Source organism: Methylocystis sp. sgz306128, assembly GCF_056032725.1.
Genome location: NZ_JBVYWO010000001.1, coordinates 661,522 through 677,065, shown reverse-complemented (window position 1 = coordinate 677,065; position 15,544 = coordinate 661,522). Strand labels below are relative to the sequence as shown.

16 protein-coding genes are annotated in these 15,544 nt (G+C 57.4%); 5 read left to right on the top strand and 11 right to left on the bottom strand.

Translation table 11 applies throughout. From position 1 onward, the window contains the following. Positions 1–105 precede the first annotated feature (105 nt). Entirely contained in the window at positions 106–804 is a 699-nt protein-coding gene (locus AC0N03_RS03240; RefSeq protein ID WP_474287025.1) for a DUF599 domain-containing protein, read from the bottom strand. A 112-nt stretch (positions 805–916) separates the two neighbouring features. Here AC0N03_RS03240 and AC0N03_RS03235 point away from each other — a divergent pair, with 112 nt between their 5' ends. Continuing rightward, the gene (locus tag AC0N03_RS03235; RefSeq protein WP_474287024.1) at positions 917–1,327 is read left to right on the top strand and encodes a rhodanese-like domain-containing protein; all 411 of its coding nucleotides are present in this window, start codon (positions 917–919) and stop codon (positions 1,325–1,327) included. Further along, positions 1,324–1,974, top strand: coding sequence for a glutathione S-transferase family protein (locus AC0N03_RS03230; RefSeq protein ID WP_474287023.1), 651 nt, complete (start codon positions 1,324–1,326; stop codon positions 1,972–1,974). The genes AC0N03_RS03235 and AC0N03_RS03230 overlap by 4 nt, the downstream gene beginning before the upstream one ends. A gap of 129 nt (positions 1,975–2,103) precedes the next feature. Here the strand turns inward: AC0N03_RS03230 and AC0N03_RS03225 are convergent, their stop codons facing one another. The 6 genes from AC0N03_RS03225 to AC0N03_RS03200 form a co-directional block, all read right to left on the bottom strand. Then, complete coding sequence (locus AC0N03_RS03225; RefSeq protein WP_474287022.1) at positions 2,104–2,850, bottom strand: SDR family oxidoreductase; 747 nt, start codon at positions 2,848–2,850, stop codon at positions 2,104–2,106. Between the two features lie 182 nt (positions 2,851–3,032). Next, positions 3,033–3,515 carry a hypothetical protein gene (locus AC0N03_RS03220; RefSeq protein ID WP_474287021.1) on the bottom strand — a complete coding sequence of 161 codons (483 nt, stop codon included), beginning with the start codon at positions 3,513–3,515 and terminating at the stop codon, positions 3,033–3,035. A gap of 220 nt (positions 3,516–3,735) precedes the next feature. Continuing rightward, positions 3,736–4,227 (bottom strand): gamma-glutamylcyclotransferase family protein, encoded by a 492-nt coding sequence (locus tag AC0N03_RS03215; RefSeq protein ID WP_474287020.1) that lies wholly within the window; start codon positions 4,225–4,227, stop codon positions 3,736–3,738. A 94-nt stretch (positions 4,228–4,321) separates the two neighbouring features. Next, on the bottom strand, positions 4,322–6,325 hold the full coding sequence (locus AC0N03_RS03210; protein WP_474287019.1) for an acetyl-CoA carboxylase biotin carboxylase subunit: 2,004 nt from the start codon (positions 6,323–6,325) through the stop codon (positions 4,322–4,324). A 335-nt stretch (positions 6,326–6,660) separates the two neighbouring features. Beyond that, positions 6,661–8,535: an ABCB family ABC transporter ATP-binding protein/permease gene (locus AC0N03_RS03205; protein WP_474287017.1), complete on the bottom strand. Its 1,875-nt coding sequence runs from the start codon at positions 8,533–8,535 to the stop codon at positions 6,661–6,663. A gap of 68 nt (positions 8,536–8,603) precedes the next feature. Further along, a complete protein-coding gene (locus AC0N03_RS03200) occupies positions 8,604–9,041 on the bottom strand; it encodes a hypothetical protein (RefSeq protein WP_474287016.1) in 438 nt (145 codons plus the stop codon). A 287-nt stretch (positions 9,042–9,328) separates the two neighbouring features. Here AC0N03_RS03200 and AC0N03_RS03195 point away from each other — a divergent pair, with 287 nt between their 5' ends. Continuing rightward, a complete protein-coding gene (locus AC0N03_RS03195) occupies positions 9,329–10,273 on the top strand; it encodes a ring-cleaving dioxygenase (protein ID WP_474287015.1) in 945 nt (314 codons plus the stop codon). 134 nt (positions 10,274–10,407) lie between these two features. On the opposite strand, the gene AC0N03_RS03190 is transcribed toward AC0N03_RS03195, so the two are convergent. Together AC0N03_RS03190 and AC0N03_RS03185 are read right to left on the bottom strand one after the other, a co-directional pair. Next, positions 10,408–11,934, bottom strand: coding sequence for an acyl-CoA carboxylase subunit beta (locus AC0N03_RS03190; protein WP_474287014.1), 1,527 nt, complete (start codon positions 11,932–11,934; stop codon positions 10,408–10,410). Between the two features lie 86 nt (positions 11,935–12,020). Continuing rightward, the gene (locus tag AC0N03_RS03185; protein ID WP_474287013.1) at positions 12,021–12,719 is read right to left on the bottom strand and encodes a metal-dependent hydrolase; all 699 of its coding nucleotides are present in this window, start codon (positions 12,717–12,719) and stop codon (positions 12,021–12,023) included. Between the two features lie 106 nt (positions 12,720–12,825). Here AC0N03_RS03185 and ruvX point away from each other — a divergent pair, with 106 nt between their 5' ends. Both ruvX and AC0N03_RS03175 read left to right on the top strand, forming a co-directional pair. Beyond that, positions 12,826–13,314, top strand: a complete 489-nt coding sequence (ruvX, locus tag AC0N03_RS03180) for a Holliday junction resolvase RuvX (RefSeq protein ID WP_474287012.1) — start codon at positions 12,826–12,828, stop codon at positions 13,312–13,314. A 183-nt stretch (positions 13,315–13,497) separates the two neighbouring features. Continuing rightward, positions 13,498–13,755 carry a hypothetical protein gene (locus tag AC0N03_RS03175; protein ID WP_474287011.1) on the top strand — a complete coding sequence of 86 codons (258 nt, stop codon included), beginning with the start codon at positions 13,498–13,500 and terminating at the stop codon, positions 13,753–13,755. Between the two features lie 3 nt (positions 13,756–13,758). On the opposite strand, the gene dprA is transcribed toward AC0N03_RS03175, so the two are convergent. Both dprA and plsY read right to left on the bottom strand, forming a co-directional pair. Continuing rightward, entirely contained in the window at positions 13,759–14,895 is a 1,137-nt protein-coding gene (gene dprA / locus AC0N03_RS03170; RefSeq protein ID WP_474287010.1) for a DNA-processing protein DprA, read from the bottom strand. A gap of 3 nt (positions 14,896–14,898) precedes the next feature. Beyond that, the gene (gene plsY / locus AC0N03_RS03165) at positions 14,899–15,495 is read right to left on the bottom strand and encodes a glycerol-3-phosphate 1-O-acyltransferase PlsY (RefSeq protein WP_474287009.1); all 597 of its coding nucleotides are present in this window, start codon (positions 15,493–15,495) and stop codon (positions 14,899–14,901) included. Positions 15,496–15,544 lie beyond the last annotated feature (49 nt).

The window sequence follows — 15,544 nt, the reverse complement described above, 5'->3', positions numbered from 1 at the left end:
GATAGAAATATAATACCAGGTTTCTGCTGCATTAGCCTTATCTCCTGGAATTATATTTAGACTTTAACTCCTGAATATTGGTTAAAACTACTGTTGAATTTGTAATTAAGCCAGCGGATCGGTCAAATTGGCCGCGCGCAGCGCATCGGAATGGTACTGCCGCAGGCCCATGACAAACAATACGGCTGCGGTGGTTATGCACAGAATGGCCGGTCCTATGAACCAGCCAAGATAGGCCAGCGCGAAAAAGAACGCCCGCTGGCCCCGGTTGAAATGCCGTCCGGCGACAATATTCATATAACAGGCGCGCAGGGCCATTTCATCGCGCGCACGCTTATCTGGCGTATCCGCAGGCGGCGTTGCGCCGATCAGAATCGCGGCGTAATTGAACAGCCGGTAGGACCATGAGAACTTGAAAAATGCATAGCCGAAAATGATCATCAGACCGGCGGACTTAATTTCCCAGAGTGCGCGCGTGGTTGAAAGCCCGAACGGAAGATCGCGAAACACCTGCAGCACATCATCGGTGGCGCGCAGAAGAGTTGCCGCACCGCCAATGGCCAGCAATGAGGTGGATGCGAAAAAAGCCGTGCCGCTTTGCAGTGTTCCCATGATCTGCGTATCAACTATACGCACTTCGCGTTCGCGCATGTTCTCCATCCAGATCAGGCGGTATTTGCTCATGACATGGTTGAGGCTCACATGCCGGCGCGGCGAGACATCGAGCATGTAATTGTAAAGCAGCCAGGCGAGAACAAAAAAAAGCAGAGCTGCTGCATCGAAATAAGAAAATTCCTGAAACACGCGCAACTCCGTCAATTCAGGCCGCAGGCGAATTAATCACAGGCCGGAACCATCTCACAGGTTGACGCGACGGCCAGCGCTTCGCAAATTAGCATAAACCGGGGAGCGCGCCATGACTCAAAAAATTACGACGGGATACCGCACATTGCTGGAGCGGGCCAAACAGGTGGTTCACTCCATCCCGGCGAGCGAGGCGGTCGCGGCATTGGACCGAAAGGACGTTGTGTTCGTCGATCTGCGCGACGTGCGCGAATTACAGCGCGACGGCTCGATTCCCGGCGCCTTCCACTGCCCGCGCGGCATGCTGGAATTCTGGATCGACCCGGAAAGCCCTTACCACAAGATCGTTTTTGCGCAGGACAAGCAATTCATTTTCTTCTGCGCCAGCGGCTGGCGGTCGGTGCTCGCAGCAGAACTGGCGCAGAGCATGGGGCTGAAGCCTGTCGCCGATATAGCTGGCGGATTCAAGGCCTGGAAAGAAGCCGGCGGCCCGGTACAAACCGAAAAGAAGGATCAAGCATGACCCCGTTCAAACTGGTTATTGGCAGCAAAGCCTATTCGTCCTGGTCGCTGCGGCCATGGATATTGCTGGCAACGTTCAAGATTCCGTTCGAAGAAATCGTCATCCCGCTGCGCGTCGAAAACAGCAAGGCGAATATCCTGAAATTTTCGCCCTCCGGCAAAGTACCGGCGCTTATCGACGGCAAGATCACCATATGGGAATCAATCGCCATATTCGAATATATTGCAGAATCCTACCCGACAAAGGCAATCTGGCCTCGCGCCAAAGCCGCAAGGGCCCATGCCCGTGCCATTTGCGCCGAAATGCATGCAGGGTTCCAGAACCTGCGCAGCCATTGCCCGACCAATTTCCGCCGGGCGGTGGCAAAGCGTGAACTGACCCCGGACGCCGCCGCCGATGTGGCCCGTATCGAGGCCATCTGGGCAGAAGCGCGCCGTCAGTACGGAAAGGCGGGACCATTTCTCTATGGCAAGTTCTCGGCGGCGGACGCGATGTTCGCGCCTGTGGTGAACCGGTTTCACATTTACGACGTGCCGGTTTCGCCGGAAACGCGCGCCTATATGAATGCCATCATGGCCCTGCCCGCCTGGCAGGCCTGGCTGCATGATGGCAAGGACGAACCGCGCATCGAGGCTTTTGAAATCTAGCCTTATGCCTCTGCAGGCAAACAGCGCAGGCGGCCTTGTTCCGCCTGCGTAACACATGCCCCGCGTTCTTCGACGTGCTCAGGACGAAGGGTGGGCCAAGGCAAAAGTCCCGACCGGGCGGCGCGGCGCTTAGCCCCGGCCGACGAAAGGCATTTTGGTGGCCATGACTGTCATGAACTGGACATTGGCCTCCAGCGGCAAGCTCGCCATGTAGAGCACAGCGCGCGAGACATGGGATATATCCATCACCGGCTCGATGGCAATGGAGCCATTGGCTTGCGGCACGCCGTGTTTCATCACGCCGCCCATGTTGGTATCGGCATTGCCGATATCGATCTGGCCGACCGCGATATCGTATTTGCGTCCGTCGAGCGAGGCTGTCTTGGTAAGACCTGTCACGCCGTGCTTGGTTGACGTATAGGGCGCGGAATTGGGCCTCGGCGCGGTGGCTGAGATCGAGCCGTTGTTGATGATGCGCCCCCCGCGCGGATTCTGATCTTTCATGATGCGGAAAGCTCCTTGAAGGCACAAGAACATACCCGTCAGATTGATGTCGACAACATTTTTCCATTGCTCGAACGTCAGATCTTCCAGCGGTACGCCGGGTGCATTGACCCCTGCATTGTTGAAAAGCAAATCGAGGCGACCAAACCGGGATTTGATCGTGGCAAACAAGGCATCGACAGATTTAGGATCGCTGACATCGGTCGGAACAGGAACAAGTTCCACGCCAGAAGGGCCCTCAGCTGCGACTTTCTGCAGGGCATCAAGCCGCCGCCCCACAAGAACGACGTCATAACCCTCCTGCGCCAGCGCAAGCGCGACGCCGCGCCCTATTCCGGTTCCGGCGCCAGTGACCAATGCAATTTTTTTCATAGGCATTTCATCCCAGTCAATAAACAATGCCCCAACCTAACCCCGTTCAAAGCCGCAGGCCAAGACCGGAATGCGCGGACTGGCAAAATATTATTGTTTTTTGATAGCTACAAACCGGCAATCAGCCGGGCGCACGACGCCATACGCCCGGACATATAAACATCCCGTGTCGCCACAGCGCCTCAGGCGGGTTCGGGTTTCTTCGTCTGCATGAGACCAGCAATTCCGAAGCCGCTGGCGATGAACCATAAAATCGGCCCGGACACAGTTGCAAGATTCAAGGCAATGATCCCCGGCGTAACCAGAAGAAACAAAAATGCCAGATCGCCCAGACCAATAATGAAAAGACCGATCAACAGCGCCGATACAGAAGAATATCGCCACAGCAGCCAGGCCACAGCCACACCGAGAAAGCCGTATCCCGCCACATCAATACAGAAATTGAGCAGCAGGTTTTGCTGGGCATGGATGGTTGCCGGATCGGTCGGCAACTGGAGTTGGTCGAAAGGCATGTTGCTGCCCCCGGTCAGCAGGTGCCATTGTCCGGTCAACCCGCCGTTAATATATTGGTTCAGCCCTTCAAAGCCGACCCATATGTGCAGAACACCCCAGAGGAAAAAGGCCAGCGCTCCAATATTGATGTATAAGTTATTTCCGTTTTTCATTAAATATCCAATCACATTACTTATAGTTGAGGATATTTATATTTATATCGTCTATTATAATTCACAACTAAATTTATATTTTTAATATATGCAAATTTATAATTTTAAACTCAAAACGCAGGCGTATTGCGACAGGCTGCCATTGATCGGCGCGCCTATTCAGTAGCGATGCAGGTTCAGAATGCAAAATTATCTTTCGTTCGGCCAAACAGCGCCGGGATCATGTGCGATCAAACGGTGTGGCGAACCGCGTGGTGACCTTTGGCCGGGGCTGTTCCGCCAATGACCTTGGCAGAGGAACATCGAATATCAGATGAAGATTGGCGAGATAGGCTGGAGGCAAATTCAGATCATGTGCGGCCGTCAAAACTTCCTGCGCATATTCCGCGCCCGCGCGTCCGCCTGATTTTCCCAGCCCAACATAGGCGATGGCCTGCGTTGAACCGCCGGAAGCACGGATAACCGGTTGCGTCACCTTGCGATAAAGCGGGCCTTCATAACGATCCAGCGCAGGCATGTCCGCCAGCGCAAGATCCCAGAGCAAGCCATGAACGCTTGCGTTGGGTGCGCGCTCAATGGAGGCGTATCCTGTCTCCAACACCACAAGAGTGTGGCGCATGAGACGCGCAAGCCCCAAAGGCTTGGAGCGCGGGCAGCGCAGGCGCATCGCCGCGACGCTCATATTGGAGCCATAGGCAAAATAAAGCGGCATAGGCAACACCGTCCATTCAGTCCTGCGCCCCGGATTAAAGTGCGGGACATTCCTTCAATTCAGGGGGCGCCGGAGCAGCTGAGTCCGGCCCGACTCAGGCGAATTCGATAATAACAGCGTCCACGGCAAGCGAATCGCCCTGCCTCGCGTTGATCTTCTTAATGAGAACATCGCGCTCGGCGAGAAGCACGTTTTCCATCTTCATGGCTTCCACCACGCAAAGCGGTTCGCCGGCCTTCACCTCCTGCCCGGCAGTGACATAAATTGCCTTCACGAGGCCCGGCATGGGGCAGAGCAACACTCTCGACGTATCCGCCGCCAGCTTTTCCGGCATGAGGCGGGCAAGCTCAGCCTCCCGGCGAGTGTAGATATGCGCATCGACGCTTACGCCCGCATGAGACAGGCCGAAGCCATTCTGAATCGGCCGGATCTGCACGGCGACAGGCACGCCATCGACAAGGCCGTGCCAGACGGGCTCTCCGGGCGTCCAACATGGCGTCAAGCGATGACGATGTCCGCTGGCAAAGGCGACAATGAAATCCTCTCCGGCCACCTCAATGGCAAGATCAAACGCCTGATCCTTGAGCACCACCGTGCGCTCTGCCTGAAAAATAACTTGCGTTTGCGCGCGCATCTGTCCGGTGATCTTGCGCTTGCGCAGATTGAAGACATGATCCACAGCCGCAGCGACCGCGGCCAGCCGATGCGCCACTTCGCCCTCGGCGCGCAACGGCGAAAAGCCATCGGGATATTCCTCGCGGATGAAGCCTGTCGACAGGCGACCCGCCTTCCAGCGCTCGTGCTGCATCAGGCTGGAGAGAAACGGAATATTATGGCGTATGCCGTCGATGACAAATGCATCGAGTGCACGTGCCTGCGCCTCTATCGCCTCAAGACGCGTCGGCGCATGGGTGACGAGCTTGGCGATCATCGGATCGTAATAGATAGAAATTTCACCGCCTTCAAAAACACCGGTGTCGTTGCGCACGGTTATGCCACCTTCAACGCCTTCCTGCGGCGGGCGGTATCTGACAAGGCGGCCCGTGGAGGGCAGAAACGAACGTGTCGGATCTTCCGCATAGACGCGGCTCTCGACAGCCCAGCCGCGCAGCTTCACGTCATCCTGCGTGAAGGACAACTTATCGCCGTAGGCGACACGGATCATCTGCTCCACCAGATCAATGCCGGTAATGAGCTCCGTTACCGGATGCTCAACCTGCAGACGGGTGTTCATTTCGAGAAAAAAGAAGCTCTTGTCCTGCCCGGCGACAAACTCCACCGTGCCTGCCGAATCATAATTGACCGCCTTGGCCAGCGCCACGGCCTGCTCACCCATCTTGCGGCGGGTTTCGGCATCGAGCAGAGGCGATGGCGCTTCTTCGATCACCTTCTGATTGCGCCGCTGGATCGAGCATTCGCGCTCGCCGAGATAAACCACATTGCCGTGTTTGTCGCCGATGAGCTGAATTTCGATATGGCGCGGATCGACGATGAATTTTTCAATGAATACGCGGTCATCGCCAAAGGAGGATTTCGCCTCGGATTTGGCGCGCGCGAAGCCCTCGGCCACTTCTGCGCGGGAATAGGCAATGCGCATGCCCTTGCCGCCACCGCCGGCCGACGCCTTGATCATCACGGGATATCCGATCTCATCGGCTATCGTGACGGCATGGTCGGCATTTTCAATCACGCCGAGATAACCGGGAACCGTGGAGACCTTGGCGGCATTGGCGAATTTCTTCGATTCGATCTTATCGCCCATGGCCGCGATCGCATGCGGGTTGGGGCCGATGAAGATGATGTTATTGTCCTTCAACGCCTGTGCGAAGGCCTCGCGCTCCGAAAGAAAGCCATAACCGGGATGAACCGCTTCTGCGCCCGTCTGCTTGCAGGCCGCAATGATTTTCTCGATGACAAGATAAGATTCCGACGCGGGGGCCGGGCCGATATGCACAGCCTCGTCCGCCATCTCCACGTGCAGCGCATCCTTGTCCGCATCGGAATAGACGGCAACAGTGCTGATCCCCATCTTGCGCGCCGTCTTTATGACCCGGCAGGCAATCTCGCCACGGTTTGCGATCAAAATTTTCTTGAACATAGGCACCCCGATCATGACAGCTTGCCAATGCTTTTAAGACACCGGCGCGCCCGCGTCTACTTGAGCGAAAGACGAAGATGCGGGGGTATGAGCCGTGGATGGCCGGATCAAGTCCGGCCATGACGCGCTTTAGCGGCAACGTGCAAGACAAGGCTTAGGCGTGGAATCGGTCCGCGTATCAATTCACAGCGCTGAGGCGAAACAGCCGTGAGCGTCCCTTCTCCCCGTTTAACGGGGAGAAGGAGTCCCCTCCATCTTGCCCCGTCATTGCGAGGAGGCGCCGCCGACGCGGCAATCCAGATGGATTGCTTCACTTCGCTCGCAATGACGATGCCCTACGCCGCCCCTGCCGCCTGCAATTTCTCGCGCGCTTCATCGACCTCGCGCTGGCGGGTCCAGAGGGCATGATAAATACCGCCCCGCGCCAGCAATTCCTCGTGGGTGCCGCGCTCCGCAATATGGCCGGCATCCAGCACGATGATCTGATCGGCATTGACCACGGTTGAGAGGCGATGTGCGATCACCAGTGTGGTGCGCCCTTTCGAGATACGGTCAAGCGCATCCTGAATCTCGCGTTCGGTGAAGGTGTCGAGCGCCGAAGTGGCTTCATCGAGCACCAGAATCGGCGGTGCTTTAAGAATCGTGCGGGCAATGGCGACACGCTGCTTCTCGCCGCCCGACAATTTCAGCCCGCGCTCGCCGACCTGCGCATTATAGCCATGCGGAATCGAGCGGATGAAATTATCGATCTGCGCCATGCGCGCGGCTTCGTGCACTTCGTCCTCGCTGGCTTCCCAGCGGCCATAGCGGATATTATAGCCTATCGTGTCGTTGAAGAGCACAGTGTCCTGCGGCACCATGCCTATGGCTGCGCGCAGGCTCTTCTGCTGCACGGCAGAGATGTCTTGCCCGTCAATGAGAATCCGCCCGGCCTGCGGCTCGTAAAAACGGAACAGCAGCCGCGAAATTGTTGATTTGCCGGCACCCGACGGGCCGACAATGGCCACAGTCTGGCCTGCCGGCACCTTGAACGAAATACCCTTGAGTATGGAGCGGGCGGGATCATAGGCAAAATGCACATCGTCGAACTCGACATCTCCCGCCCCGACCCGCAGGGCCGGAGCATTCGGATGGTCCTTGATCTCGGGGTTCTGATCGAGAATGGCAAACATAGCCTCAATATCGATCACGGCCTGTTTCACTTCGCGGTAAAGCATGCCCATGAAATTGAGAGGTTGGGAGAGCTGGATCATCATCGCGTTGATCAGCACGACGTCGCCCACCGTATTGCGGCCGGAACGCACGCCCACCACGCACATGGCCATGACAGCGGCCAGACCAAGCGTGAAGACAACGGCCTGCCCGAAATTGAGCACCGCAAGCGAGGTGTAGGTGCGGATGGAGGAGCGTTCGAACTTCTCCATGCTCCGGTCATATCGCGTGGCCTCGCGCTCTTCCGCGCCAAAATATTTGACAGTCTCATAGTTGAGCAGGCTGTCGATGGCCTTAGTGTTGGCGTCGGTGTCGCTCTCGTTCATCGCCTTGCGGATGGAGATGCGCCAGTTGGTGGCAACAGTGGTGTACCAGAGATAGGCGATGATCATCAGCGTGACGATGACAGCATAGCGCCAGTCGAAGGTATAAAACATCACGCCGACGATCATGAGAAATTCAACCAGCGTCGGCACTGCCGTGAGCATGGACATGCGCACGATCGTCTCGATGCCGTTGCGTCCGCGCTCCAGCACGCGGGTGAGGCCGCCGGTCTTGCGCTCCAGATGATAGCGCAGCGAAAGCTGGTGCATGTGCACGAACACTTCAGCCGCCAGACGGCGCACCGCATTCATGGCCACAGCAGCAAAGAGCGCGTCGCGCCCCTGCGTGAACAGCGCCATAAGAATGCGCAATGCCGCGTAAATCAGAGTGAGTGCAATGGCGCCGGACAGAAATTGCGGCAGAGGAATCGACCTGATGCCATGGTCGCCGACAATGGCGTCGGTCGCCCATTTGAAGGAATAAGGCACGGCCATGGTGACAACCTTGCCCATCAGGAGCAAGACCGTCGCCCAGACCACGCGCATCTTCAGGTCGGCGCGGTCATGCGGCCAGATGTAGGGCCAGAGATTGCGAACGGTTTCAGTCAGTGAACCTTTGGCCTGCACGCGAGGCTTTTGCGCCGCTTCGGCAGGAACAGCAGTGGAGAGCGTCATTAAAAAACCTATGGGAGGAACGAGTCTTCTCCCATATAGGCTTTTTTGAGAAAATTGCTACTTGCGCCTCAGGCAGCCTTGCCCAGATGGGCGGCCAAAGCCTCGTGGACGCCCGGCCAGCCGCGCGCAATGCGTCCGCGGACCGCAGCCACAAACCAGTTCGGCACGCGATCGGCCTCGGCGACAATGTTCACCAGAACGGCAAGGGCAGAGACGTTCGCCGAAAGATCGGCCTTCTCCAGCAGCCAGTTGGCCATATCATCCAGCAAAATGCCTGTCGGCCGGGACTGCCAGACGGCATAATCCGTTACGGCTTCGACGAGAAAGGCGGTCCATTCCGGGCACTTTTCCGCAATGCTTGCGTCCATGCAAAACAGCAATTCCATTTCGCCGCGCCCCAGCGGTGCAGCGCCATTCAGAGCGCGGGAAAGATCCCGCACCAGCCCGCTCTCCAGCGCCCGGGCTTCAATCCCCTGCTGCAAAGCTGCAAGCAAATGCTGGCGCATATCGCTCACCAAGCTAATTTCACTATGATTTTCAGATGTTTTCATCGCCAGTTCCTCAATCCCGAAGCCCCTTTTTTTGAGGCTTGCCGATCCTTGAAACGAGAATGCGCCTGTCTGGTTGCCAAGTTATGAATCGGATGACTCGACTTTTATTCAGGGTTAAAGCGGCGCTACCGCTCATCCTTTACAAATGCTAAAACGGATCTTGCTTGCAAAAGCGCAAATCCGCTTTGTAGCGGTGGAACATGCGGCGGCTCTATGCCATTTTCAGCGCAAAGGAGTGCGCCATGTTCAAATCTTCCGGCATTCACCACATCACAGCCATTTGCGGCGATCCGCAGCGCAATCTGGACTTCTACAGGAAAGTGCTGGGCCTGCGTTTTGTCAAAAAAACCGTCAATTTCGACGATCCCGGCACCTATCATTTCTACTATGGCAATGAAACCGGCGCGGCGGGCACCATTCTCACCTTCTTTCCCTGGGCCGGCATCCCGCGCGGCAAGCCCGGCGCGGGCGAGGTGGTGGCCGTCACTTTTGAAATTCCGAAAGGTTCGCTCGCCTTCTGGACGAGGCATCTGTCGCAAAACAATGTGGTTTTTGCCGTGGATACAAATGTGAGCACCCCGACACTCGCCTTTCATGATCCCGACGGCATGGCGCTGGAACTCATCGAGGCAGAAAAGGCTGACGATGAGCTTGGCTGGGGTCTTGACGGCATACCAGCAGAACATGCCATTCGCGGCATTCACGGCGCCACGCTGCTCGTGGCCGAACTGACAAAAACAGCACAGGTTATGCAGGAGGGGCTGGGCTGGCAGGAAGTTTCACGCGCCAGCGCGCATGGCTACACAAGGGTGCGCATGACGGCGGCCAGCGGCGAACGCTTTGGCCAGTTCGTCGATCTGCTGACACACGACGATCCGGAACGCGCGCACAGGGGCGCGGGCTCGGTGCATCACATAGCTTTTCGGGCGGTATCGGACGCAGATCAGGCGGGCATGGCCCAGCAGATGCGCGGCCTGAAGATCAGCACGACGGAACAGAAGGACCGGAATTACTTTCGCTCGATCTATTTCCGTGAACCTTCCGGCGTTCTTTTCGAAATCGCCACCGACGATCCGGGCTTTGCCGTGGACGAACCGATTGCCACATTGGGGCAGGCTTTGAAATTACCTGCCCAATATGAAAAGCACCGTGCGCAGATTGAGGCGGATTTGCCTAAGCTGGTATGAGACATCATGCCGGATTGCCTCGCCCGCTCATCCTGAGGTGCTGTAAGGATGAGCAGGAGAGAAGAAAACGGACGCTCGGATAAACCATCCCTCAGGACGCCGGCACGCTGACCAATCACGATGAAGGGTGCTCCCTAGAGCGGGATGTTATCGTGCTTCTTCCAGGGATTTTCGAGCTTCTTGCCGCGCAGCATGGCCAGCGCGCGGGCAACCCGCTTGCGGGTGCCATGCGGCATGATCACCTCATCGATATAACCGCGCTCGGCCGCCACGAAGGGCGAGAGAAAGCGTTGCTCATATTCGGCCGTCTTCTGGGCGATGGTCTCGGCATCATTGCCGCGGAAGATGATTTCCACAGCGCCCTTTGCGCCCATCACGGCGATCTGGGCCGTCGGCCAGGCATAATTGACATCGCCGCGCAGATGCTTCGAGGCCATCACGTCATAGGCGCCGCCAAACGCCTTGCGGGTGATGATGGTCACTTTCGGTACAGTGGCCTCGGCATAGGCGAACAATAATTTTGCGCCATGCTTGATCAGGCCGCCATATTCCTGCGCCGTGCCGGGCAGGAAGCCGGGCACATCCACCAGCGTGATCAGCGGAATGTTGAAACAATCGCAAAACCGCACGAAACGCGCCGCCTTGCGCGAGGCATCCGAATCCAGCACCCCAGCGAGCACCATCGGCTGATTGGCGACAATGCCCACGGGGCGCCCTTCCATGCGGGCAAAACCAGTGATGATGTTCCGGGCATGAGCTTCCTGAATTTCGAAGAAATCGGCCTCATCGACCATCTTCAAAATCAGTTCCTTCATGTCATAGGGCTTGTTGGGATTATCCGGAATCAATGTGTCGAGCGATTCGTCGATGCGCGCGGCATCGTCGAAGGTCGGCCATTCCGGCAGTTCAGCGGTGTTGCTGGCAGGCAGAAAATCAATCAGGCGGCGCATCTGCAACAGCGCCTCGACATCATTGTCATAGCCCCTGTCGGCGATCGAGGATTTGACCGTATGCACCGAAGCCCCGCCCAGTTCCTCGGCGGTCACGGTTTCATTGGTGACGGTTTTGACGACATCGGGGCCGGTGACGAACATATAGGAGGTGTCGCGCACCATGAAGATGAAATCCGTCATGGCCGGCGAGTAGACATCACCGCCCGCGCAGGGACCCATGATCAGCGAAATCTGCGGAATCACGCCGCTCGCCAGCACATTGCGCTGGAACACCTCGCCATAGCCGCCAAGTGCGGCAACGCCCTCCTGAATGCGCGCGCCGCCCGCATCGAAGAGGCCGATGATCGGCGCGCGGTTCTTGAGCGCCATATCCTGCAATTTGGTGATCTTGGCCGCATGGGTTTCGGAAAGCGAACCGCCAAAAACCGTAAAATCCTTGGCAAAAACATAAACTACGCGGCCATTGACCGTGCCCCAGCCGGTGACGACGCCGTCTCCGGGCACTTTGCTCGCTTCCATGCCGAAATCAACGCAGCGGTGCTGCACGAACATGTCGAATTCTTCAAACGAGCCGTGATCCAGCAGCAATTCGATGCGCTCGCGCGCGGTGAGCTTACCACGCTTATGCTGCGCCTCGATGCGCTTCTCACCCCCGCCCAGACGGGCCTCGCTCCGGCGCTGTTCCAGTTCCTCGAGAATATGTTTCATTATGGCCTCGTTCCAGCGGTTTCATGTTCCATTTAACATGGAAACTCTGCCGCTGGAACTCAGACTCATGGGGAATAGGCCCCGTATCAGAGGGTCAGGGTCTCGCCGGCCTTGGGCAAAAGCAGCTTCGTCTGCGATCCAGCCATTTCAGCAGCAAAATCCGAGGAATCCGGCGCCAGCAGGCCAAAGGTGGCAAAGTGAATCGGCAAGGCCATCTTTGGTTTGAGGTAGCGGTTCAGGGCAATAGCCGCCGATTTCGCGCCCATGGTGAAACGGTCGCCGATCGGGATGAGAACCACATCCGGCGCGTGAAGTTCAGCGATCAGCGCCATATCGGAGAACAATTCCGTGTCGCCCATGTGATAAACAACAGGCGAGCCCTTATGCTTGATGATGACGCCATTCGGATTGCCAAGATAGATGCTCTTGCCGTCCACAACCGTACCGGACGAATGCAGGGCATGGGTGAGCACCACCGAAAACTCGCCGCAGGGAATTTCACCGCCCGTATTACCGGGATTATAATTTTCCGCGCCCTGCCCGGCCAGCCAGGAACAGACCTCATAATTCGAGACCACCTGCGCCCCTGTCGCCTTTGCGATTTCAGCCGCGTCGCCGATGTGATCGTCATGGCCGTGCGTTATGACAATATGTGTAACGCCCTTGGTGACAGCGGCAAAATCACCCTTGAAGCTCGGGTTATGCCTGAGAAATGGGTCGATCAAAATGACCGAGGAACCGAATTCAAGCCGGAATGCCGAATGGCCAAGCCAAGTCAATTTCATGAAAAAATCCTTTCGCGCTTCAAAAACCTGAGCAAGCATTATCTAGGCGGACGGGCCTGTTTGCCAAGCCCATGGCCGAAAAACCAAGGTCATGTTATCACGGCCCATGAGCAATATTCTTGACATTACCGAACTTGCCCCGCGCCTGCCACGCCATGCGCGCCTGATGGGCCTCGATCTTGGCACAAAAACCATCGGCCTCGCCATCAGCGATGTCGAACGGCGCTTCGCCAGTCCGCTGGAGACGATTCGCCGCGCAAAATTCAAGGATGACGCCGCCCGGCTGCTGGCCCATGCACACAAACATGAGATATTCGCCTTTGTCATCGGCCTTCCGCTCAACATGGACGGAACCTCCGGCCCGCGCGTTCAGGCTACCCGCGCCTTCGTGCGCAACATGGACGCGCTCAGCCCCCTGCCCTTTGTTTTCTGGGACGAGAGGCTGTCCACCGCCGCGGTTACAAGAACCCTGATCGAGCAAGATGCCTCGCGCGCGAAGAGAGCCGAAGTGGTTGACCGGATGGCAGCGGCCTATATCCTTCAGGGCGCGCTCGACAGGCTGACAAATCTGCGCAAACCCGACGAAAATGTCTGATGATCTGCTTAATAAAATCAAATCTGATATATTAATTTTTTGAAATATATAGTTATATAAAAATAGTTCAAATTTATATATACTTTAAAAAATACAATTATTACGTGCTATTTTTAACAAAATACTTGATTTTGCAAACTTTGGTTGTAGTCTTTCATCAAGATGAGAGTCTGGAGCCAACCAATGAATGCGCGCCCCAAAAAGAACAATACGCTGGAACAACTTTCCTCACCTGCCGACGAGGACAAGTTCTGGCCCACTATTGAAAAGCGCACGGCTGCGCAACAACGCGCCGAGGCCGCACAGTACATTGCTTCGCTGCTGCTCGAACTCGCGCAGATGGCGTCCAACTGCAAGCTCGATACGCTGAATTATCTTCTGACAATGGCGCAGATGGAAGCGGAAGTATCGGCGCGCAGATTTACGCAACCGCGCATCTGAAACCTACAACAAAGATACTGCGCCATTGGCATGACGGCGCAGGCGACCTTCCAGTTCAAGGTCAAGCAGCCCCATCTGAACAACCGGAGTAGCCAGCCCCGAGAGCCGGACAAGTTCGTCAATGGCAACCGGACTGGGACCGAGCAAGGACAACAGCTCGATCTGCCCTTCCGGCCCGGCTTCGCCAGCGCTCGCAGAGGGCGCGCCGGACCATTCACCGCCGTTTTCGGCAAAGGACTGCGGGCTGGAAAACAGATCCCGCTGCGGCAGACCGCTGCGCCGGAGCGACTCCAGCACGTCGAGTACATCGGCGACGCTGGCGCAGAGCAAAGCGCCTTCACGCAGAAGGTTATTTGTGCCTTCGGCCCTTGGGTCGAGCGGCGAACCCGGAACCGCAAAAACCTGCCGCCCCTGCTCGTTTGCAAGCCGTGCGGTGATCAGCGAGCCCGAGCGCATCGCCGCTTCGACGACAATTGTTGCCAGCGCCACGCCCGCCACGAGTCTGTTGCGGCGTGGAAAATCCCGGCCGCGAGGCTCCCAATTATGCGGCATTTCCGTAACCACCGCGCCTGTAGCGGCGATTTCTGCGGCAAGCGGTGCATGATCGACCGGATAAATGCGATTTTGCCCGCCGGCAAGCACAGCCAGCGTGCCCGTGGCAAGGCTGGCGCGATGCACCCGGGCATCGATTCCGCGCGCAAGGCCGGATGAAACGAGAAACCCCGCTTCGCCAAGCCCGCGGGCCAGACGTTCGGCAAAAAGGAGGCCTGCCGCAGAAGCGTTGCGGGCGCCGACGATGGAGACTGCCGGGCGCGTCAGACAATCAACCTGCCCGCGCACAAAAAGAAGCGGCGGCGGCCCCTCGATCTCGGCCAAAGCTGAGGGGTAAGCGGCTTCTCCGAACGCGACAATGCCAATGCCGGAGCGGGAGATTTCCGCCCATTCGCGTTCCGCCTCATCTCTTGGCACAATGCGGACAGAGGGCATTTTGCCTGAACGGCTCAGTTCGGGCAGAGCCTTCAGCGCCGCGCCCGCGCTGCCGAAACGGGACAGGAGATAATGAAAACTACGTGGGCCGATATTGTCGCAGCGGAGCAAATGCAGCCAGTCAAGCTTTTCCTCGGAGGACAAATCTGCCACGTGCTAGCCTTTCTGGCCGATCCTGCCTTCCGTGCCCGCCAGCAGGCGCCTGATATTTTCGCGGTGTTTCCACCAAAGCGCTATGGTCAGCAGCAGGAAAATCAGGGCCGCCGCGTGCTGGCCCAGCAACACCACCGCAAGAGGGCTGAGCGCGCTGGCAATCAGCGCCGCCAGCGAGGAATAACGCCAGAAATAGGCGCTGAGCAGCCAGATGGCCGCAAAGACCAGCGCCGCTGGCCAGACCAAGCCCAACAGACAGCCCAGATAGGTGGCCACGCCTTTGCCGCCGCGAAATCTGAGCCAGACAGGAAATATATGGCCAAGAAAAGCGCCCACGGCAGCAGCCAGCATGGCGCTCTCCACGCCCAGCCACAATCGCACCAGCACAATCGCAAACGTGCCCTTCAACATGTCAAGCAGCAAGGTCGCAGCCGCCAGCCCCTTTCGGCCGGTGCGGAGCACATTGGTTGCGCCAATATTGCCCGAACCAATGGTGCGCAGATCCTGCGTTCCGGCGAGGCGCGTCAGGATGAGGCCAAACGGCACCGATCCGCACAGATAACCCAAGATCAGGGCGCCCAACAGCAAAGAATAGTCCACGTTCACGCCCCCGCCTCACCACTGTCCGATAGTTAAACCCTGCCGATAT

Bases quoted from the DNA above. Each gene is read 5' to 3' on its own strand.
- AC0N03_RS03185 (WP_474287013.1), bottom strand. From the start codon at position 12,719: ATGAAATTGACTTGGCTTGGCCATTCGGCATTCCGGCTTGAATTCGGT.
- AC0N03_RS03235 (WP_474287024.1), top strand. From the start codon at position 917: ATGACTCAAAAAATTACGACGGGATACCGCACATTGCTGGAGCGGGCC.
- ruvX (WP_474287012.1), top strand. From the start codon at position 12,826: ATGAGCAATATTCTTGACATTACCGAACTTGCCCCGCGCCTGCCACGC.
- AC0N03_RS03210 (WP_474287019.1), bottom strand. From the start codon at position 6,325: ATGTTCAAGAAAATTTTGATCGCAAACCGTGGCGAGATTGCCTGCCGG.
- AC0N03_RS03215 (WP_474287020.1), bottom strand. From the start codon at position 4,227: ATGCCGCTTTATTTTGCCTATGGCTCCAATATGAGCGTCGCGGCGATG.
- AC0N03_RS03205 (WP_474287017.1), bottom strand. From the start codon at position 8,535: ATGACGCTCTCCACTGCTGTTCCTGCCGAAGCGGCGCAAAAGCCTCGC.
- AC0N03_RS03175 (WP_474287011.1), top strand. From the start codon at position 13,498: ATGAATGCGCGCCCCAAAAAGAACAATACGCTGGAACAACTTTCCTCA.
- AC0N03_RS03200 (WP_474287016.1), bottom strand. From the start codon at position 9,041: ATGCGCCAGCATTTGCTTGCAGCTTTGCAGCAGGGGATTGAAGCCCGG.
- AC0N03_RS03190 (WP_474287014.1), bottom strand. From the start codon at position 11,934: ATGAAACATATTCTCGAGGAACTGGAACAGCGCCGGAGCGAGGCCCGT.
- AC0N03_RS03220 (WP_474287021.1), bottom strand. From the start codon at position 3,515: ATGAAAAACGGAAATAACTTATACATCAATATTGGAGCGCTGGCCTTT.
- AC0N03_RS03195 (WP_474287015.1), top strand. From the start codon at position 9,329: ATGTTCAAATCTTCCGGCATTCACCACATCACAGCCATTTGCGGCGAT.
- AC0N03_RS03230 (WP_474287023.1), top strand. From the start codon at position 1,324: ATGACCCCGTTCAAACTGGTTATTGGCAGCAAAGCCTATTCGTCCTGG.
- AC0N03_RS03225 (WP_474287022.1), bottom strand. From the start codon at position 2,850: ATGAAAAAAATTGCATTGGTCACTGGCGCCGGAACCGGAATAGGGCGC.